We start from the raw sequence: 18,264 nt of genomic DNA, 5'->3' as shown, positions 1-18,264 counted from the left end.
AACGCCCCTGCCCCGCTCACTCCACGCCGATGAGCAGCAGGGCCCCTTGCCGCCCGCCCCGGTACACCACGGTGTCGACGGCGAGGTACGACTCGCGCACGCGTGCCTCGAGGTGGTCGGCGATCGCGTCGGGCGCCTCGTCGCCGAGGACGAGGGTGACGAGTTCGCCGCCCGCGGAGAGCATGCGGTCGAGGACGCTCTCGGCGGTGCGGACGACGTCCGTGCCGATCACGGCCACATCGCCGTCGATGAGCCCGAGGACGTCGCCGGCCTGGCAGATGCCGGCCATGGTCCAGGACTGGCGTTCGGCGACGGTGACCTCGGCGTAGCGGGTCGCGCCGGCCGCCGAGGTCATGGACACGACGTCCTCGTCGAAGCGGCGCTCCGGCTCGTGCACGGCGAGCGCCGCGATGCCCTGGACGGCGGAGCGGGTGGGGATCAGCGCGACGCGGATGCCCTCCGTGCGGGCCTGCTCGGCCGCCGCGGCGGCGGTGTGGCGCAGTTCGGAGTCGTTGGGCAGCAGCACGACCTCGCGCGCGTGGGCTCGCCGTACGGCCTCCACCAGCTCCCCGCTCGCGGGCGGCTCCCCGGGGCGCGCGAGGACGGTGGTCGCGCCGGCCTCGCCGTACAGCCCGGCCAGTCCCTCACCGGGCACGACGGCGACGACCGCACGCTGGACCCGCTCCCGGGGCAGGCGCTCACCGGTGGTGTGCGCGTCGCCGGCCCCGAAGTGGGTGATCCTGATCCGGTACGGCCGCCCGGCCTCGACGCCCGCCTCCACGGCGGCCCCGGCGTCGTCGACGTGCACATGGACGTTCCACAGCCCGTCGCCGCCGACGATCACGAGCGAGTCTCCGAGCCCGTCGAGCCGCTCCCGCAGTCGGGCCACGGCCGCGTCCTCGGCCTCCAGCAGGTAGATCACCTCGAAGGCCGGGCCACCCGGCGCCAGGACGTCGGCACAGTCCTCGGCGTCGGCGAGGGAGACGCCGTCACCGACGGGGGAAGCGCCCTCCACGCGCGCGTGCCCCCCGGACCACACCAAGGGGGCCGCCTCCCCCGTGAACGTCTCCACCAGCGCCCCCAGCACCGCCAGCAGCCCCCGCCCCCCGGCGTCGACGACCCCCGCCCGCTGCAGCGCCGCCAACTGCCCCGGCGTCGCCGCCAGCGCCGTACGCGCCCCCTCGTAGGCCGCCCGTGCGACCGCCCCGCAGTCGTGGCCCGCGCAGCCGTCGGCCGCGTCGGCGGCGGCCGAGGCGACCGTGAGGACGGTGCCCTCGACGGGGTGGGCCACGGCCTGACGGGCGGAGTCGGCGGCCTGCCGCAGGGCGAGGCGCAGCCCCGAGCCGTCGGTGTGAGCCGTCTCACCGTCCGCGGCGAGCACCTGGGCCATGCCGCGCAGCAGCTGGGCGAGGATGGTCCCGGAGTTCCCCCGGGCGCCTATGAGGGCCCCGTGCGCCATCGCGTGGGCGGCGTCCGCGAGGGTGGGTTTGCCCACGTCGTACGCGGTGAAGACGGCCTCCACGGCCGCGACAGCCGACTCCACCGTCAGATAGAGGTTCGTCCCGGTGTCCCCGTCGGCCACGGGATAGACGTTGATCGCGTCGATCTCCTCTCGCGCGCGACCGAGTGACTCCAACGCGAGGCCGCACCAGGTGCGCACCGCGAGAGCATCGAAGAATGTCTGCGGCACCTGCGCCACCTGCGCCTCCTAGAGCTGCCGGACGTGGCACGCAGCGTAGACCCAGAGGCGGTGTGCGCCGGAAGTGGGCCGGGAGCGGGCCCCTGAGCAGCCATGGTAGTTTCGTTCTGCTGGCGCAGTCGTTGTATGCTGCTCCGGTTGCCCGATCCAGATCGGGCCGTTCCCCTGGCAACGCCACTCAGATCTCTGATCCTGCGATCTCGATCCCGGCATGCCGGGATTAACCGTAAGTGCATCTGAAGTCTTTGGAGTGACCCGTGGCTGCCAACTGCGACGTCTGCGGCAAGGGGCCGGGCTTCGGCAACAACATCTCGCACTCGCACCGCCGTACGTCCCGCCGCTGGAACCCGAACATCCAGCGCGTCCGTACCGTGGTCGGCGGGACGCCGAAGCGCGTGAACGCCTGCACCTCGTGCATCAAGGCCGGCAAGGTCTCGCGCTGACGCCCATAGCTGAGCGCGCGGCCACTGCTGGTTCGCCGCACTGAGCCGGTCCACTCGAAGGTGGGCCGGCTTTTTGCTGTACCCGACCACTGCGCGGCGCCCCGGACCACTGCGGCGCCCCGGGGGGGGGCTATTCGCGAACCCTCAGTGCCCAGCCGTGGTCGACGGGGCCGATCCCGCTGCCGAGGGGGAAGCCGGCGGCGATGGCGGCGGTGACGTAGTTCTTGGCCTCCGCCACCGCCTCGGGTACGGGCTGTCCCTTGGCGAGCTGTGAGGCGATCGCGGAGGCCAGGGTGCAGCCCGTGCCGTGGGTGTGCCGGTTGTCGTGGCGCGGGGCGCGCAGCCAGTGCTCCTCGGAGCCGTCGGTGAGGAGATCAACGGCGTCGCCGGGGAGGTGGCCGCCCTTGACCACGACCCAGCGGGGCCCGTACGCCAGCACGGCCGCCGCGGCCCGCCTGAGGTCGTCCTCCGACTCGACGCGCACCCCCGTGAGTTGGGCCACCTCGTCGAGGTTCGGCGTCGCCACGGTCGCGACCGGCAGCAGCTTGGTCCGTACGGAGTCCAGCGCGGAGGCCGCCAGCAGCGAGTCGCCGTGCTTGGAGACCCCGACCGGGTCCACGACCGCCGGCGCGTCCGTGCCGCCGATCAACTCGGCGACCGTCTCGACGAGTTCGGCCGAGGCGAGCATGCCCGTCTTGATCGCCTGTACGCCGATGTCGTCGACGACGCTGCGGTACTGCGCCCGCACCGCCTCCACCGGCAGCTCCCAGGCGCCCTGCACACCGAGGGAGTTCTGGGCGGTGACGGCGGTGATCACGCTCATGCCGTGCACGCCGAGCGCGAGCATCGTCTTCAGGTCGGCCTGGATGCCCGCGCCGCCACCGGAGTCGGAGCCGGCCACCGTGAGCACCTTGGCGATCATGACTCGATGCTCCCGCCGAAGTGGTCCCAGCCGCCCTTCCTGGTCCACGGCGCCCCGTCCACCGTGACCTGCGGCAGCGCCGAGGGGTTGAGGACCTCGCCGATGACCTTCCAGCGGGCCGGCAGCTTCACGTCCGGCGGGAAGGTCGCCACGATCGCGTGGTCCTCTCCCCCGGTCAGCACCCACTGCATGGGATCGACGCCGACCGCCTGCCCGATGTCGTTCATCTGCGTCGGGATGTCGATCGCGCCCGAGCGGATGTCGATCCGGACCTTGCTGGCCTCGGCGATGTGCCCGAGGTCGGCGATCAGCCCGTCGCTGACGTCGCACATCGCGGTCGCGCCGAGCCCGGCGGCGGCCGGACCCGCGTGATACGGCGGCTCGGGGCGCCGGTGCGCCTCCACGAAGGCGCGCGGCGAGCGGAAACCCCGGGCCAGCACGGCGTATCCGGCGGCGGACCAGCCCAGCCAGCCGGTCACGGCGACACGGTCGCCGGGCTGGGCTCCCGCCCGCGTGACCGGCTCCTGGTTGCGCAGATCGCCGAGCGCGGTGATCGACACCGTGATGGTGTCGCCCCGTACGACGTCCCCGCCGACCACCGAGGCACCGGCGACCTGGCACTCGTCACGCAGCCCGTCCATCAGCTCGCTCGGCCAGGTCACCGGGAGTTCGGCCGGCACCACCAGGCCGAGCAGCAGCGCGGTCGGCACGGCGCCCATGGCGGCAATGTCCGCGAGGTTCTGCGCGGCGGCCTTGCGGCCGACGTCGTAGGCCGTGGACCAGTCGCGGCGGAAGTGCCGTCCCTCCAGCAGGATGTCCGTGCTGGCGACCACCCTGCGATCGGGCGCGGCCACCACCGCGGCGTCGTCGCCCGGGCCGACCCGGACCGCCGGGGTGGTGGTGAGACGGGAGGTGAGCTCCCTGATGAGCCCGAACTCACCGAGCTCACCAACAGTGCCCTTCATTGCCCTTACGCCCCTTCTGTCTCTGTCCGCACCCGGTCGCGCGTCCCTACTGCCCTCGATACGGTCGAGGTGTACGTCAACTTCTGTCGTGCGTGCACCACGGCGCGGGGGCCCTGGCCACCGAGGGTCTCCCCGTGACGAGCGGCGACGCGATACCGTGGCGTTCCTTTTCCCCACATGATCCTCGTGGCCGCCCTGGAGGTTCCGTGGTACAGGCGTACATCCTGATCCAGACGGAGGTCGGCAAGGCGTCGACCGTCGCCGAGACGATCAGCAAGATCCCTGGAGTCGTCCAGGCCGAGGACGTCACCGGACCGTACGACGTCATCGTGCGCGCCCAGGCCGACACCGTCGACGACCTGGGTCGCATGGTGGTCGCGAAGGTCCAGCAAGTGGACGGCATCACCCGCACCCTGACCTGCCCGGTCGTACATCTGTAGCCCCCGTCTACCCTTGGCCGGTGAACTCTTTGCGTCACCGGCACATTTCTGTCTTCGGGCTGCCCGCGCTCGCCCTGCTGATCACCGCCGCGGGCTGCTCATCAGCAGACGGCAGCCGGTCGGCCGCGGTTCCCAGCCCCGACGCGACAGTGGCCGGGCTGTGCCGGAATCTGGACAAGGTACTGCCGGCCAAGGTGGACGGTGAGCGCCGTGAGGACCCCTCGCCCGCTTCCACGCTGACGGCGGGCTGGGGGGACTCGGCGATCATACTGCGGTGCGGTGTCGTACGGCCGCCCAAGATGAGCGACCCCAAGGTGGCCGCGGGCAAGGACAAGGACGCGGTGGCCGGTGGCGTGAACGGTGTCCAGTGGCTGATGGAGAAGCAGGACGACGGGGGTTACCGGTTCACCACCGCGCTGCGCCGTGCGTATGTCGAGGTCAGCGTGGCGGAGGGCCGGGACAGTTCGAGCGTGCTGATCGACCTGGCGGCGGCCATCAAGAAGGCGATCCCCGAAGGGATCGCCTGAGCCCTGCGGCGGCTACCTGAGCCCGGTGGAACGCCTGAGCGCCGCCTGGATCAGCAGGTCCACCAGGTCCGGGTAGCTGATCCCGCTGGCCTGCCACATCTGCGGGTACATCGAGATCGGCGTGAAACCGGGCATCGTGTTGATCTCGTTGATCACGAACTCCCCGTCCTCGGTGAGGAAGAAGTCCGCGCGCACCAGTCCCTCGCAGGAGGCCGCCTCGAAGGCGTCCACGGCCAGGCGCTGGACCTCCGCCGTCTCTTCCGGCGTCAGCGGCGCCGGCACGATGCCGGGCGTCGAGTCGATGTACTTGGCCTCGAAGTCGTAGTACGCGTGCGCGTCCGGCGGCGGGATCTCGGCCGGGGCGGAGGCGCGCGGGCCGTCCTCGAACTCCAGCACCCCGCACTCGATCTCACGGCCGCGCAGGGCCGCCTCGACGAGGATCTTCGGGTCGTGCCGCCGGGCCTCGGCGATCGCCTCGTCCAGCCCGGACAGGTCCTCGACCTTGGTGATGCCGATCGACGAGCCCGCGCGCGCGGGCTTCACGAACAGCGGCCAGCCGTGGTCGCCGGCGAGGTCGACGATCTTCTTGCGGGCGGCGGACTCGTCCTGCTCCCACTCGCGCGGCCGGATCACCACGTACGGGCCCACCTTGAGCCCGAACGAGGTGAACACCCGCTTCATGTACTCCTTGTCCTGTCCGACGGCCGAGGCGAGCACGCCCGAGCCGACGTACGGCACCCCGGACAGCTCCAGCAGGCCCTGGAGGGTGCCGTCCTCGCCGTAGGGGCCGTGCAGCACCGGGAAGACCACGTCGATCTCACCGAGCGCCTTGGGCACCGATCCGGGCTCGCTGTAGACCACTTCGCGGTTCGCCGGGTCGACGGGGAGCACCACGCCGCCCTCGCTCGAGTCGGCCAGCTCCTCGACGTGGGGCGTACGGCGCTCGGTGATCGCCATGCGTTCCGGTTCGTCGGCCGTGAGCACCCATCGGCCGCTCTGCGTGATGCCGATCGGCAGGACGTCGTACTTCGTCCGGTCGATGGCGCGCAGTACGGCGCCGGCGGTGACCATGGAGATCCCGTGCTCGGAGCTACGACCGCCGAACACGACGGCCACACGCGGCTTGCGGGGCGGCTGGTCTGGGCTCTGGGGGAGGTTCTCGGTGCTCATATCGCGTTGAGAGTACCCGGTGGTAGGGCTGGGAGTCAGCGACCCTCGACGGGTTCCGGTTCGAACAGCGCCCCTTTAGGGGCGCGGGGAACTGCGCGACCAGCCCCCACCGTGCCGCACCCGACCAACAACCCACCCGGCACCCCTAGCGGAGCGCTCAGCGTCGCTCCGGCTTGGCGCTGCGCGACATCAGCTCCTTGAGCGCGACCACCGGCGGCTTGCCCTCGTGCACGATGCCGACGACCGTCTCCGTGATCGGCATGTCGACGCCGTGCCGGCGGGCCAGATCCAGCACGGACTCGCAGGACTTGACGCCCTCGGCGGTCTGCTTGGTGACGGCGATGGTCTCCTGCAGGGTCATGCCCTTGCCGAGGTTGGTGCCGAAGGTGTGGTTGCGCGACAGCGGCGAGGAGCAGGTGGCCACCAGGTCGCCGAGGCCGGCGAGTCCGGAGAACGTCAGCGGGTCGGCGCCCAGCGCGACCCCGAGGCGGGTGGTCTCGGCGAGGCCGCGGGTGATGAGCGAGCCCTTGGCGTTGTCGCCGAGGCCCATGCCGTCCGCGATGCCGACGGCGAGGCCGATGACGTTCTTCACGGCGCCGCCCAGTTCGCAGCCCACCACGTCCGTGTTGGTGTACGGCCGGAAGTACGGCGTGTGGCTGGCGGCCTGGAGGCGCTGGGCGACGGACTCGTCGGTGCAGGCGACGACCGCGGCGGCCGGCATGCGGGAGGCGATCTCGCGGGCCAGGTTGGGCCCGGTGACGACGGCGATGCGGTCGTGGCCGACCTTGGCCACGTCCTCGATGACCTCGCTCATCCGCATGGTGGTGCCGAGTTCGACGCCCTTCATCAGCGACACCAGGACGGTGCCCGGCGCCAGCATCGGCGTCCACTCGGCGAGGTTGGCACGCAGGGTCTGGGACGGGACGGACAGCACCGTGAAGTCGGCGCCGGCCATGGCCTCGGCCGGGTCGGTGGTGGCCCGCATGCCCCGCGGGAGCTCCACGCCCGGGAAGTAGTCGGGGTTCGTGCGGGTCGAGTTGATGGCGTCGGCGACCTCGGCACGGCGGGCCCACAGGGTGACCTCGCAGCCGGCGTCGGCGAGGACGATGCCGAAGGCCGTACCCCACGAACCGGCACTCAGGACTGCCGCCTTGACGGGCTTGCTCACGTGCCCTGCCCCTCTTCCTGTCCGGCCTTCTCCTGCTCGGCCCTGTGCTGCGTCTGCCGGTTGTTCTGCGCGGCGGTCCTGCGGCGCTGCTCGATGCGCTCCTGGCGCGGGTCGTACGGCGTCGCGGGCGCCTTCTCGCCGCGGATCTCCTCGAGCTGGCGGGTGACGGCCGCCATGATGACCTCGGTCGCCTCCTTGAGCAGGTCCGGGGTCATCTCCTTGTCGTAGAAGCGCGTCAGGTCCACGGGCGGGCCCACGAGGACGTGGTGGGTCTTGCGCGGAAGGACGTTGGGCTTCTTGGCATAGGGCGGCAGCAGTTCGTTGGCGCCCCACTGCGCGACGGGGATCACCGGGCACTTGGTCTGCAGGGCCACGCGTGCGGCGCCGGTCTTGCCGGTCATGGGCCACTGGTCCGGGTCCCGGGTGATGGTGCCCTCCGGGTAGAAGGCGACGCACTCGCCGCGCTCCACGGCGTCGATCGCGGCGCGGAAGGCGCTCAGCGCGTCCGTGGTCTCCCGGTAGACGGGGATCTGCCCGGTGCCGCGCATGAAGGAGCCGACGAATCCCTTCTTGAAAAGCCCGCTCTTCGCCAGGAATCGCGGAACGCGGCCGGTGTTGTACTGAAAGTGCGCGTACGCGAAGGGATCGATGTGCGAATTATGGTTCACCGCGGTGATAAATCCGCCCTCGGCCGGAATGTGCTCCATTCCACGCCAGTCCCGCTTGATCAGAACCACCAGCGGCGGTTTGGCGATCACCGCGGCGAAGCGGTACCAGAAGCCGATTCTGCGGCGGGGCACGCGTGCACCTTCCTCTAGGGATCAAGGACGTGGGGCCTGGGGGCCGCACAAGTGTCGCCCCAGGCCGCCGGTCTGTCGAGAACACGGTACGCCTCACCACCTCGACCGCCAGATGGCCCTGGTGACGGCTGAGTGACAATGACCGCGACCGGAGAGGACGGAACGCCCGTGCAGTGGACCTTGGTCGTACCCCTGAAGCCCTTGGCGCGGGCGAAGAGCAGGCTGTCGGACACGGCGGCGGACGGGCTGCGCCCGGGCCTGGCGCTGGCCTTCGCGCTGGACACCGTGGCCGCGGCGCTGGCCTGCCCCGCGGTGAAGGATGTGGCAGTCGTCACGAACGACGCCCTGGCCGGCCGCGAGCTGGGCGCCCTCGGTGCCCACATCGTCGCCGACGAGCCCGGCGGCGGCCTCAACGCGGCGCTGGCGCACGCGGCGTCGGTCGTACGGTCGCCCCGCCCCGAAACCCCCGTGGCCGCCCTGAACGCCGATCTTCCCGCCCTGCGCCCGCTGGAACTGGCCCGGGTCCTGGACTCGGCGGCGGAATTCCCGCGTGCTTTTCTCCCCGATGCGGCCGCTATTGGCACCACATTGCTGGCCGCCGGCTCCGGCCATGAATTGCGTCCGGCATTCGGCACGGATTCCCGTGCCCGCCACAGCGGGTCCGGGGCGGTGGAACTGCGCCTCGACGAGGTGGATTCCGTACGCCAGGACGTGGACACCGGCGAGGATCTGCGGGCCGCGCTGGCCCTGGGCGTCGGCCCGCGGACGGCGGCGGCAGCGGCCCGGCTGCTGATCAAGGAGCCGTGACGGCGGCGCCGGGCACGCATAGGGTGGCGGTCATGCAGGCCACCGCATACACCTACGACGCCGAATCCCGCTCCGGCAGCGTCCTGCTGGACGACGGCACGCCCGTTTCCTTCGACGCCCCGGCCTTCGACGCGGGCGGCCTGCGGCTGCTGCGCCCCGGGCAGCGGGTCCGTATCGAGACGGAGGGCGAGGGCGAGTCCCTGCGCATCACGCTGGTGACGTTGCAGACCCTCTGAGGACGCCGCACCCCTCTGCGAACACGCCCCTCTGCGAACACGCCTCTCTGAGATCACACCGACCACACGCCGCGGGCCGGACTCCCCACGGAGTCCGGCCCGGCGCGTGAGTGCCCCTGTGCGGTCCTACCTGCTGCGCGTGGTCCTCTTGGCAGCGGACTTGCGCGCCGTCGACTTCTTGGCGGGCGCCTTCTTGGCGGTCGCCTTCTTCGCCGGGGCCTTCTTGGCCGTCGCCTTCTTGGCGGTGGTCTTCTTCGCCGCGGTCGTCTTCTTGGCGGCCGCCGTGGTCTTCTTGGCGGGCGCCTTCTTCGCCGTGACCTTCTTGGCAGCGGCCTTCTTCGTCGGCGCCGCCTTCTTCGCCGGGGCCTTCTTGGCCGCAGCCTTCTTGGCGGCGGCCTTCTTCGCCGCGGCCTTCTTGACCGTCGGGGCGGCTGCACCCATCAGGCTGCCCTTGGGCGCCTTCTTGACGGCGACCTCGCCGCCCTTCGGGAGCTTCTTCGAGCCGCTCACCAGGTCCTTGAAGCCCTGGCCCGCGCGGAAGCGCGGAACGGAGGTCTTCTTGACCCGAACCCGCTCGCCGGTCTGAGGGTTGCGGGCGTACCGGGCCGGACGGTCGACCTTCTCGAACGAACCGAAGCCGGTGACGGAGACCCGCTCACCAGCGACGACCGCGCGGACGATCGCGTCCAGTACGTGGTCGACAGCATCGGCGGCCTGCTGGCGGCCGCCCATCTTGTCGGCAATCGCTTCTACGAGCTGCGCCTTGTTCACGTCTTCCCCTTCGGAGACATCGCCAGAACGAAAGTGTTCAAGCTTTTTCGCACGTTAGGCAGATATATACCGCAAATCAAACACGAAACGGGCTAATCACCCTTGTGCCGCAACAGACTCGGCTGTCTCGAAGGTGTTCTCAGCGTTCCTCTTCGGGGAATCGCCCCGCGTCGAGGTCCGCGATGAACCGCTCCAGACGCCTTGTCGCTTCGGCGACGTCGTGCTTGGCCGCGGCCGTAATGACCAGCAGCTTCCGGGTCAGCGCCATCCGTACGCCCTCCGGGACTTGCAGTGCGCGCACCCTTGCGTGCGCTTCCTTGAGTTGGTCCGCGACTGCCGCATAGAGCTCGAGTTGGCCGTCGTGTTCCATGCACAGATTGTGCCATCTGGGGCGAGTTGTCGCCTGCCAGGGGTGCAACTCCGGCCTCAAATGGCCTTCCGGGCACTTGCGGAAGTCGCGGTTACACCACTCGCGTACCCCGGCAACCACCGTCGTAACGTGGGAAGTTGCGTCCGGCACGGCGGCGGGGCAGGGCCGTTCGGGTGCAGACATGGCAGTACCCCCGATCGGGCTGATCGGGGGTACTGAGGGGGTGTTGCGGGTGTCCGAAAGTCGCCTTGCGCTCAGATCTGGAGCGTGCGTGGCTTGAACGACGGCCGCTTCGCCTCGTAGGCGGCGATGTCGTCCTCGTTCTGCAGGGTGATCGAGATGTCGTCGAGGCCGTTCAGCAGCCGCCAGCGGGAGTTCTCGTCCAGCTCGAAAGAGGCCGTGATGCCCTCGGCCCGCACCTCACGCGCCTCGAGGTCCACAGTGACCTCAGCAGTCGCGTCCTTCTCGGTGAGCTCCCACAGCGCATCCACGATCTTCTGCTCCAGAACCACCGTGAGCAGTCCGTTCTTGAGCGAGTTGCCGCGGAAGATGTCCGCGAAGCGCGAGGAGATGACGGCCTTGAAGCCGTAGTTCTGCAGCGCCCACACCGCGTGCTCACGGGAGGAGCCGGTGCCGAAGTCGGGGCCGGCGACCAGCACCGTGGCGCCCTGCCGCTCGGGCTGGTTGAGGACGAAGCTCGCGTCCTTGCGCCAGGCCTCGAACAGCCCGTCCTCGAAGCCGTCCCGGGTCACCTTCTTGAGCCAGTGAGCAGGGATGATCTGGTCGGTGTCGACGTTGGAGCGGCGCAGCGGGACGGCCCGGCCGGTGTGCGTGGTGAATGCTTCCATGACTTCTCAGACTCCAGCGGGCGTACGGGTCTCGGCGTCGGACAGGTCGGCCGGGGAGGCCAGGTGGCCCAGGACCGCGGTGGCCGCCGCGACCTGCGGCGACACCAGGTGGGTACGGCCGCCCTTGCCCTGCCGGCCCTCGAAGTTGCGGTTGGAGGTGGACGCGGAGCGCTCACCGGGCGCGAGCTGGTCGGGGTTCATGCCCAGGCACATCGAGCAGCCCGCGTGCCGCCACTCGGCACCGGCCTCCTTGAAGACCAGGTCCAGGCCCTCGTCGACGGCCTGCAGACCGACCCGCGCGGAGCCGGGGACGACCAGCATCCGTACACCGTCGGCGACTTTGCGGCCCTTGACGAGCTCGGCGGCGGCGCGCAGGTCCTCGATGCGGCCGTTGGTGCAGGAACCTACGAAGACGGTGTCCACCTTGATGGAACGCAGCGGCTGACCGGCCTCCAACCCCATGTATTCCAGGGCCTTTTCGGCGGCGAGGCGCTCCGAAGCGTCTTCGTACGAAGCCGGGTCGGGGACGGACGCCGAAAGCGGAGCGCCCTGGCCCGGGTTGGTGCCCCAGGTGACGAACGGCGACAGCTCGGCGGCCTCGATCACGACCTCGGCGTCGAACTCGGCGTCCTCGTCGGTCCTGAGCGTCTTCCAGTACGCGACGGCCGCGTCCCAGTCCTCGCCCTTCGGCGCGTGCGGGCGGCCCTTGAGGTACTCGAAGGTGGTCTCGTCGGGGGCGATCATGCCGGCGCGGGCACCGGCCTCGATCGACATGTTGCAGATGGTCATCCGGGCCTCCATCGAGAGCTTCTCGATGGCGGAGCCGCGGTACTCCAGGACGTAGCCCTGGCCGCCGCCCGTGCCGATCCGGGCGATGATCGCCAGGATCAGGTCCTTGGCGGTGACGCCCTCGGGCAGCTCGCCGTTGACGGTGATGGCCATGGTCTTGGGGCGGGCCATGGGCAGCGTCTGGGTGGCCAGCACATGCTCGACCTGGGAGGTGCCGATGCCGAACGCCAGACCGCCGAAGGCGCCGTGCGTGGAGGTGTGCGAGTCACCGCAGACGACGGTCATGCCCGGCTGGGTCAGCCCGAGCTGCGGACCCACCACGTGTACGACACCCTGCTCGACGTCGCCCAGCGGGTGCAGGCGCACCCCGAACTCGGCGGCGTTCTTGCGCAGCGTCTCCAACTGGACCCGGGAGACCGGGTCGGCGATGGGCTTGTCGATGTCGAGGGTGGGGGTGTTGTGGTCCTCGGTCGCGATGGTCAGATCGAGGCGGCGCACCTTCCGCCCGCTCTTGCGAAGGCCGTCGAAGGCCTGCGGGCTGGTCACCTCGTGCAGCAGGTGCAGATCGATGAAGAGGAGATCGGGCTCGCCCTCGGCGCGCCGGACGACATGGTCGTCCCAGACCTTCTCCGCGAGTGTCCTACCCATCGCTTTCCCTCCGGCCGGCATACGGTCCACCGGCCCAACTAGAGATCTTGAGAGGCGGCTTTCGCCCGCGCCCCTGTTCTCCGGGCGTCCGCCACCAGCCCGCTTTGGTCCACGGGCCGCACTGCCTTCGTCATTCCAGAGTGGCGTGTTCCACGGAAAATTGAACTTGCGTTTCACAGAGTGAGACGCGAGTATCGTTTCATGGACAACAGTAGCGGCGTCGGCGTTCTGGACAAGGCAGCCCTTGTCCTGAGCGCCCTGGAGTCCGGTCCGGCCACCCTCGCAGGGCTCGTCTCGGCCACCGGACTGGCACGACCCACGGCCCACCGACTGGCCGTGGCCCTTGAACACCACCGCATGGTGGCGCGTGACATGCAGGGCCGTTTCATTCTCGGCCCTCGGCTGGCGGAGCTGGCCGCGGCGGCCGGTGAGGACCGTCTCCTCGCCACGGCGGGCCCGGTCCTCACCCACCTCAGGGACGTCACGGGCGAGAGCGCACAGCTCTACCGGCGCCAGGGCGACATGCGCATCTGCGTCGCCGCGGCGGAGCGCCTGTCCGGCCTGCGGGACACGGTCCCGGTCGGCTCGACGCTCACGATGAAGGCGGGCTCCTCGGCGCAGATCCTCATGGCCTGGGAGGAGCCGGAGCGCCTGCACCGCGGGCTGCAGGGCGCCCGCTTCACGGCGACGGCCCTGTCGGGCGTACGACGCCGTGGCTGGGCCCAGTCGATCGGCGAGCGCGAGCCGGGCGTCGCGTCCGTCTCCGCGCCGGTGCGCGGCCCGTCGAACCGTGTGGTGGCCGCCGTCTCGGTCTCCGGCCCCATCGAGCGCCTGACCCGCCACCCGGGCCGGATGCACGCCCAGGCGGTCATCGACGCGGCCGCCCGCCTCTCCGAGGCACTGCGCCGCTCGGGCTGAGGCGCACGACACAGCCGTACGGCCGGAAAGGCAGCCTCAACGCCGCGGCAGCCTTTCCGACCGTACGGACCGGGACACCGAACCGCTCGCCGGATGCGCGAAGTTGACGCCCGGACACGGCGAAGGCCCTCCGCCGAAGCGGAGGGCCTTCGTCTTGTACCCCCGACCGGATTCGAACCGGCGCTACCGCCTTGAGAGGGCGGCGTGCTAGGCCGCTACACAACGGGGGCGTGGACTCTGCGTTTCCGCAGGTCCGAGCTGGTCTACCTGGACTCGAACCAAGACTAACTGAACCAGAATCAGTCGTGCTGCCAATTACACCATAGACCAATGTGGTTTAGACCAGTCAGTACCCCCGACCGGATTCGAACCGGCGCTACCGCCTTGAGAGGGCGGCGTGCTAGGCCGCTACACAACGGGGGCCCTAGCGATCCCGAGAAGATCGGAATCAGTACCCCCGACCGGATTCGAACCGGCGCTACTGCCTTGAGAGGGCAGCGTGCTAGGCCGCTACACAACGGGGGCTTTGCAGATGAGCTCTGCGAGCTGGCCTACCTGGACTCGAACCAAGACTAACTGAACCAGAATCAGTCGTGCTGCCAATTACACCATAGGCCACTGGAACGCAAGCCCCGGAGGGGATCTTGTTCTAGTTCGCTCCTCCGGTTCCCGGCCTTTCGGCCCGCTCCCCGGCGGCGCAGGAAGAACATTACCCGAAGGTGGACGGGGCTCCAAAACGACTATCCGCGCCGAGGATCGCGGGGAGTTCGGCGAGGGAAGCGATCCGGTGCCGTCCGCCGGGCTCGTCCTCGCTGGTGTACGCCCCGTCGCGGTCGATCCACACCGACAGCAGCCCGGCGTCCGCGGCGCCGCGCCCGTCGATCTCGGGGTGGTCGCCGACGTACGCCACCTGGTGGGGGGCGAGGTCGAGGGCGGCGCAGGCGGCGTGGAAGGCGCTGGCCTCCGGCTTGGAGACGCCGAGCTCGGCGGCGCACAGGATCGCCTCGAAGCGGGCGTGGACACCGAGCACGCGCAGCTTGTGGTCCTGGACGTGGATGCTGGAGTTCGACAGCACCGCGTGCCGGTGGCTGGCGGCGAGGGCGTCCAGGGCGGGCAGGACGTCCGGGAACAGGGCCCAGGCCGCCTGGTAGTGCGCGATGTAACGCCCGAACCAGGCGTCGGCGTCCGCATCGGTCAGCTCCTCGCCCAGGAAGACCCGTACGCGATCACGCCGCTGCCCCTCGAAGGTCGCCCGGCCGGCGGAGAACCGCGCCCACTGCTGATCGGTGACCTCCCGCCAGCGCACGAGGGCCTGCTCGACGCTGTCGTACCCGTCGAGCAGGCCCTCGGCCAGCAGGTGCGCGCGCATTCCGGCGCGGTCGGCGGTGGTGTAGTCGAAGAGGGTGTCGTCGACGTCCCAGACAACGGCTTTGATCACCATTACAGACTGGCACACTGCGGTCATGATCGAGCGCCGAATCCAGTTCACCGTCGAGGCCCGTACTGGCCCGTGACCCGTACCGGAAGACCTCGACCGCGCCGCTGGGCCCGGACGACAAGCTTCGCAGGACCTATGTGGCTCCCGGCATGATGCTGGAGTACATGGTCGCGGGCGTCATCATGGTCGTCGTCGTCCTGGAGATCTTCGACGAGTTCGCGTACCTGATCGACGAGGCCGACGCCGTCTGACACGAACGCGTGAGGGGCGGCGCCCGGAGTCATCGGGTGCCGCCCCTCACGCGTGTGCCTATGCGCTCAGCCTCGCCAGCGCCGCGTCGATCCGGGCCAGGGTCCTGTCCTTGCCCAGCACCTCGAGGGACTCGAAGAGCGGCAGGCCGACGGTGCGGCCGGTGACCGCGACGCGGACCGGGGCCTGGGCCTTGCCGAGCTTGAGGCCGTGGGCCTCGCCGGCGGCCAGGACGGCCTCCTTCAGGGAGTCCGGGGAGGTCCAGTCGGCCGCGTCCAGCTTCTCGCGGGCCGTGCGCAGCAGGGCGTCACTGCCCTCCTTCATCGCCTTCGTCCAGGACGCCTCGTCGAAGACCGGCTCCGGCAGGAACAGGAAGTCGACGTTGTCCGTGATCTCCGACAGGACCTTGAGGCGGGTCTGGGCGTGCGGGGCGATCGCCTGCCACTTCATCTCGTCGAAGGCCTCCGGGGCCCACGGGGCGAACGGGGCCTGGAGCCACGGGCGGCAGCGCTCGGTGAAGTCCTTCACATCGAGCAGCCGGATGTGGTCGCCGTTGATCGACTCGCACTTCTTGAGGTCGAAGCGGGCCGGGTTGGGGTTCACATCCGCGATGTCGAAGGCCGCGACCATCTCGGGCATCGTGAAGATGTCCTGGTCGGCGGAGAGCGACCAGCCGAGCAGGGAGAGGTAGTTGAGCAGGCCTTCCGGCAGGAAGCCGCGCTCGCGGTAGAGGTTCAGCGAGGACTGCGGGTCGCGCTTGGAGAGCTTCTTGTTGCCCTCGCCCATCACATACGGCAGGTGGCCGAAGGCGGGGATCCGCTTCGCGATGCCCAGCTCCATCAGCGCCTTGTACAGGGCGATCTGACGGGGCGTCGAGGAGAGCAGGTCCTCGCCGCGCAGGACGTGGGTGATCTCCATCAGGGCGTCGTCGACCGGGTTGACGAGGGTGTAGAGCGGGGCGCCGTTGGCGCGCACGATGCCGTAGTCCGGGACGTTCTCCGGGGTGAAGGTCAGCTCGCCGCGGACCAGGTCCGTGAAGGTGATCGTCTCGTCGGGCATGCGGAAGCGGACGATCGGGGTGCGGCCCTGGGCCTGGTACTCCTCGACCTGCGCCTCGGTCAGCTCGCGGCAGTGACCGTCGTAGCCGGAGGGCCTGCCGGCGGCCCGGGCGGCCTCGCGGCGGGTGTCCAGCTCGTCCTGGGAGCAGTAGCAGCGGTAGGCGTGGCCGCCGTCGAGCAGCTTCTGCGCGACCTCCTTGTAGAGGTCCATGCGCTGCGACTGGCGGTAGGGCGCGTGCGGACCGCCGATCTCGGGGCCCTCGTCCCAGTCGAAGCCGAGCCAGCGCATCGAGTCGAGCAACTGGTCGTACGACTCCTCCGAGTCGCGGGCCGCGTCGGTGTCCTCGATGCGGAAGACGAGCGTGCCCTGGTGGTGCCGGGCGAACGCCCAGTTGAACAGGGCGGTGCGGACCAGGCCCACATGGGGGTTACCGGTGGGCGAGGGGCAGAAACGTACGCGGACGGGTGCGCTAGCCACGCTTGACAACCTTGTTGGTGAGAGTGCCGATGCCTTCGATGGTGACGGCGACCTCGTCGCCGACGTTGAGGGGCCCGACGCCTGCCGGGGTGCCCGTGAGGATCACGTCGCCGGGGAGCAGCGTCATGGCCTCGGAGATGTTGACGATCAGGTCCTCGATGGGGTGGATCATCTCGCTGGTGCGGCCGAGCTGGCGCTGCTCGCCGTTGACCGTGAGCTGGATGGTGAGGTCGGCCGCCCTGTCGAGGTCCAGGTCCGTCTCCACCCAGGGGCCCAGCGGGCAGGAGGTGTCGAAGCCCTTGGCCCGGGCCCACTGCTTCTCGCGCTTCTGGACGTCCCGGGCGGTGATGTCGTTGGCGCAGGTGTAGCCGAAGATCACGTCCTTGACGCGCTCGCGCGGGACCTCGCGGCACATGCGGCCGATGACGACGGCCAGTTCGGCCTCGTGGTGGAGGTCCTCGGTGAAGGACGGGTACTGGATCTCGTCGCCGGGGCCGATCACCGCGGTGGACGGCTTGAAGAAGGCGAACGGGGCGTCGGGCACCTCGTTGCCGAGTTCGCGCGCGTGCTCGGCGTAGTTGCGGCCGAAGGCCACGACCTTGTTGGGGAGCACCGGGGGCAGCAGCCTGACCTTGCTCAGCGGGACCTTGGTACCGGAGAGCTCGAAGTCCGTGAACGGGATGCCCTTGATGATGTCGAGGACCAGCTCGTCCGGCCTGTCGCCCTCTACCGCGCCGAAGGCGACGTTCCCGTCGATGGAGAATCTGGCGATGCGCACGGGATCTTCGCGCCCCTCACTGAGAACTGGTGTGCGTGTCGGTCGCCCGGCCGGCCCACGAGCCGACGCTGGACGCTCCAGGCTAACCGGTCGGGCACCTTGATCATCGGACGGCGAACGCCGCGTGAGGGTGGCGGGGAGGGGGCTCCCCGGTCGGGCCGGGGAGCCGTAGCGGCTACTCGGCCGCGGCCGCCGCGGCGACGGGGGCGTCCACGAGGACCGTGCGCCGGGGGTTGGCCGTCTGTGCGGGGAGGTCGGCGGAGTGCTCCGGCTGCTGCGGGGTCTGCAGTTCGTCGGCGCCCTCGAGGTGCGCCAGCGTCGTGCGCCGCGGGTTGGCTATGTTGCGGAACATCATCGTCGTCTTCACCGTTGTACCGAGTCCTGTCGTGACGGGTTGGCGGAATCATCCCTCTTGTAAAGCGTCAGGCTAAACATGCGATTCCCGCGAGAAGTCGCGAAGGCCCCTTGATCAGCGTGTGAGTTTGCTCACGACTCCACGGACATAACGGCCAATTCAGACCAGCCCGCCATGCCAACGAATCGGACATTGGCCCACTGAAGCCATCATTCCGCTCCTGATCATGGCGACTGGGACACCTTCCACATGCGAGCGCCTCGCGGGCATAAGTCCGTTATGGGCAAGATTGCATTCTACGGCTGGTAATCTTTCCCTCACTCGGCGTCACGTATGTTACGGCTCGACCTACGGGCCTTGTTGGAGATCCTGCACTGTGCTGGAATT

Annotated in this window: 20 protein-coding genes and 5 tRNA genes; 6 read left to right on the top strand and 19 right to left on the bottom strand. The window is 69.9% G+C overall.

The window, feature by feature from the left end:
* Positions 1–16: 16 nt before the first annotated feature.
* The gene (locus tag ACP4J3_RS05970) at positions 17–1,699 is read right to left on the bottom strand and encodes a DAK2 domain-containing protein (RefSeq protein ID WP_426531135.1); all 1,683 of its coding nucleotides are present in this window, start codon (positions 1,697–1,699) and stop codon (positions 17–19) included.
* A 257-nt stretch (positions 1,700–1,956) separates the two neighbouring features.
* Here ACP4J3_RS05970 and rpmB point away from each other — a divergent pair, with 257 nt between their 5' ends.
* The gene (rpmB, locus tag ACP4J3_RS05965; protein ID WP_003993230.1) at positions 1,957–2,142 is read left to right on the top strand and encodes a 50S ribosomal protein L28; all 186 of its coding nucleotides are present in this window, start codon (positions 1,957–1,959) and stop codon (positions 2,140–2,142) included.
* Positions 2,143–2,272: 130 nt separating this feature from the next.
* On the opposite strand, the gene thiD is transcribed toward rpmB, so the two are convergent.
* Together thiD and ACP4J3_RS05955 are read right to left on the bottom strand one after the other, a co-directional pair.
* On the bottom strand, positions 2,273–3,064 hold the full coding sequence (thiD, locus tag ACP4J3_RS05960) for a bifunctional hydroxymethylpyrimidine kinase/phosphomethylpyrimidine kinase (protein ID WP_426531133.1): 792 nt from the start codon (positions 3,062–3,064) through the stop codon (positions 2,273–2,275).
* Entirely contained in the window at positions 3,061–4,029 is a 969-nt protein-coding gene (locus tag ACP4J3_RS05955; protein ID WP_426531131.1) for a thiamine-phosphate kinase, read from the bottom strand. The genes thiD and ACP4J3_RS05955 overlap by 4 nt, the downstream gene beginning before the upstream one ends.
* A 206-nt stretch (positions 4,030–4,235) precedes the next feature.
* Between ACP4J3_RS05955 and ACP4J3_RS05950 the strand changes: the two genes are divergently transcribed.
* Positions 4,236–4,469: an Lrp/AsnC family transcriptional regulator gene (locus ACP4J3_RS05950; protein ID WP_037677600.1), complete on the top strand. Its 234-nt coding sequence runs from the start codon at positions 4,236–4,238 to the stop codon at positions 4,467–4,469.
* A gap of 20 nt (positions 4,470–4,489) precedes the next feature.
* Positions 4,490–4,996, top strand: a complete 507-nt coding sequence (locus tag ACP4J3_RS05945; RefSeq protein WP_426531128.1) for a DUF3515 domain-containing protein — start codon at positions 4,490–4,492, stop codon at positions 4,994–4,996.
* A 12-nt stretch (positions 4,997–5,008) separates the two neighbouring features.
* On the opposite strand, the gene ACP4J3_RS05940 is transcribed toward ACP4J3_RS05945, so the two are convergent.
* From ACP4J3_RS05940 to ACP4J3_RS05930, 3 genes are all read right to left on the bottom strand, one after another.
* Entirely contained in the window at positions 5,009–6,166 is a 1,158-nt protein-coding gene (locus tag ACP4J3_RS05940; RefSeq protein ID WP_426531126.1) for a D-alanine--D-alanine ligase family protein, read from the bottom strand.
* Between the two features lie 157 nt (positions 6,167–6,323).
* Positions 6,324–7,334: an NAD(P)H-dependent glycerol-3-phosphate dehydrogenase gene (locus ACP4J3_RS05935; RefSeq protein WP_426531124.1), complete on the bottom strand. Its 1,011-nt coding sequence runs from the start codon at positions 7,332–7,334 to the stop codon at positions 6,324–6,326.
* Positions 7,331–8,134 (bottom strand): lysophospholipid acyltransferase family protein, encoded by an 804-nt coding sequence (locus ACP4J3_RS05930; protein ID WP_426531122.1) that lies wholly within the window; start codon positions 8,132–8,134, stop codon positions 7,331–7,333. Before ACP4J3_RS05930 ends, ACP4J3_RS05935 begins: the two co-directional genes overlap by 4 nt.
* A 168-nt stretch (positions 8,135–8,302) precedes the next feature.
* Here ACP4J3_RS05930 and cofC point away from each other — a divergent pair, with 168 nt between their 5' ends.
* Together cofC and ACP4J3_RS05920 are read left to right on the top strand one after the other, a co-directional pair.
* Positions 8,303–8,941 (top strand): 2-phospho-L-lactate guanylyltransferase, encoded by a 639-nt coding sequence (gene cofC / locus ACP4J3_RS05925; RefSeq protein WP_426531481.1) that lies wholly within the window; start codon positions 8,303–8,305, stop codon positions 8,939–8,941.
* A gap of 32 nt (positions 8,942–8,973) precedes the next feature.
* Positions 8,974–9,177, top strand: coding sequence for a hypothetical protein (locus ACP4J3_RS05920; protein WP_228044302.1), 204 nt, complete (start codon positions 8,974–8,976; stop codon positions 9,175–9,177).
* 126 nt (positions 9,178–9,303) lie between these two features.
* Here the strand turns inward: ACP4J3_RS05920 and ACP4J3_RS05915 are convergent, their stop codons facing one another.
* From ACP4J3_RS05915 to leuC, 4 genes are all read right to left on the bottom strand, one after another.
* Complete coding sequence (locus ACP4J3_RS05915; RefSeq protein WP_426531120.1) at positions 9,304–9,948, bottom strand: HU family DNA-binding protein; 645 nt, start codon at positions 9,946–9,948, stop codon at positions 9,304–9,306.
* A 139-nt stretch (positions 9,949–10,087) separates the two neighbouring features.
* Positions 10,088–10,318, bottom strand: coding sequence for a hypothetical protein (locus tag ACP4J3_RS05910; protein ID WP_003997611.1), 231 nt, complete (start codon positions 10,316–10,318; stop codon positions 10,088–10,090).
* A 254-nt stretch (positions 10,319–10,572) separates the two neighbouring features.
* Positions 10,573–11,166: a 3-isopropylmalate dehydratase small subunit gene (leuD, locus tag ACP4J3_RS05905; RefSeq protein WP_426531117.1), complete on the bottom strand. Its 594-nt coding sequence runs from the start codon at positions 11,164–11,166 to the stop codon at positions 10,573–10,575.
* A 6-nt stretch (positions 11,167–11,172) separates the two neighbouring features.
* Positions 11,173–12,603 carry a 3-isopropylmalate dehydratase large subunit gene (leuC, locus tag ACP4J3_RS05900; RefSeq protein WP_426531115.1) on the bottom strand — a complete coding sequence of 477 codons (1,431 nt, stop codon included), beginning with the start codon at positions 12,601–12,603 and terminating at the stop codon, positions 11,173–11,175.
* Positions 12,604–12,804: 201 nt separating this feature from the next.
* Between leuC and ndgR the strand changes: the two genes are divergently transcribed.
* Positions 12,805–13,521, top strand: a complete 717-nt coding sequence (gene ndgR, locus ACP4J3_RS05895; RefSeq protein WP_003997614.1) for an IclR family transcriptional regulator NdgR — start codon at positions 12,805–12,807, stop codon at positions 13,519–13,521.
* Between the two features lie 157 nt (positions 13,522–13,678).
* Here the strand turns inward: ndgR and ACP4J3_RS05890 are convergent.
* From ACP4J3_RS05890 to ACP4J3_RS05850, 9 genes are all read right to left on the bottom strand, one after another.
* A tRNA-Glu gene (locus tag ACP4J3_RS05890) sits at positions 13,679–13,751 on the bottom strand.
* Positions 13,752–13,779: 28 nt separating this feature from the next.
* Positions 13,780–13,851: transfer RNA gene (locus tag ACP4J3_RS05885), tRNA-Gln, on the bottom strand.
* Between the two features lie 20 nt (positions 13,852–13,871).
* Positions 13,872–13,944, bottom strand: a tRNA-Glu gene (locus ACP4J3_RS05880).
* Positions 13,945–13,973: 29 nt separating this feature from the next.
* Positions 13,974–14,046 (bottom strand) — tRNA-Glu (locus ACP4J3_RS05875).
* Positions 14,047–14,067: 21 nt separating this feature from the next.
* Positions 14,068–14,139, bottom strand: a tRNA-Gln gene (locus ACP4J3_RS05870).
* A gap of 91 nt (positions 14,140–14,230) precedes the next feature.
* Positions 14,231–14,962, bottom strand: a complete 732-nt coding sequence (locus ACP4J3_RS05865) for an HAD family hydrolase (protein ID WP_426531113.1) — start codon at positions 14,960–14,962, stop codon at positions 14,231–14,233.
* Positions 14,963–15,268: 306 nt separating this feature from the next.
* Positions 15,269–16,753 (bottom strand): glutamate--tRNA ligase, encoded by a 1,485-nt coding sequence (gene gltX / locus ACP4J3_RS05860; protein ID WP_426531111.1) that lies wholly within the window; start codon positions 16,751–16,753, stop codon positions 15,269–15,271.
* On the bottom strand, positions 16,737–17,522 hold the full coding sequence (locus ACP4J3_RS05855; protein WP_426531109.1) for a fumarylacetoacetate hydrolase family protein: 786 nt from the start codon (positions 17,520–17,522) through the stop codon (positions 16,737–16,739). The genes gltX and ACP4J3_RS05855 overlap by 17 nt, the downstream gene beginning before the upstream one ends.
* A gap of 175 nt (positions 17,523–17,697) precedes the next feature.
* Positions 17,698–17,889, bottom strand: a complete 192-nt coding sequence (locus ACP4J3_RS05850; protein ID WP_426531107.1) for a hypothetical protein — start codon at positions 17,887–17,889, stop codon at positions 17,698–17,700.
* Positions 17,890–18,264 lie beyond the last annotated feature (375 nt).

It is taken from the genome of Streptomyces sp. UG1, from assembly GCF_049974585.1.
Classification (GTDB): Bacteria; Actinomycetota; Actinomycetes; order Streptomycetales; family Streptomycetaceae; genus Streptomyces.
This window is presented reverse-complemented; position numbering and strand designations above follow the sequence as displayed.

Coding starts and splice junctions, on each gene's coding strand:
- ndgR (WP_003997614.1), top strand. CDS start 12,805: ATGGACAACAGTAGCGGCGTCGGCGTTCTGGACAAGGCAGCCCTTGTC.
- ACP4J3_RS05865 (WP_426531113.1), bottom strand. CDS start 14,962: ATGGTGATCAAAGCCGTTGTCTGGGACGTCGACGACACCCTCTTCGAC.
- ACP4J3_RS05955 (WP_426531131.1), bottom strand. CDS start 4,029: ATGAAGGGCACTGTTGGTGAGCTCGGTGAGTTCGGGCTCATCAGGGAG.
- thiD (WP_426531133.1), bottom strand. CDS start 3,064: ATGATCGCCAAGGTGCTCACGGTGGCCGGCTCCGACTCCGGTGGCGGC.
- ACP4J3_RS05940 (WP_426531126.1), bottom strand. CDS start 6,166: ATGAGCACCGAGAACCTCCCCCAGAGCCCAGACCAGCCGCCCCGCAAG.
- ACP4J3_RS05910 (WP_003997611.1), bottom strand. CDS start 10,318: ATGGAACACGACGGCCAACTCGAGCTCTATGCGGCAGTCGCGGACCAA.
- leuC (WP_426531115.1), bottom strand. CDS start 12,603: ATGGGTAGGACACTCGCGGAGAAGGTCTGGGACGACCATGTCGTCCGG.
- leuD (WP_426531117.1), bottom strand. CDS start 11,166: ATGGAAGCATTCACCACGCACACCGGCCGGGCCGTCCCGCTGCGCCGC.
- ACP4J3_RS05920 (WP_228044302.1), top strand. CDS start 8,974: ATGCAGGCCACCGCATACACCTACGACGCCGAATCCCGCTCCGGCAGC.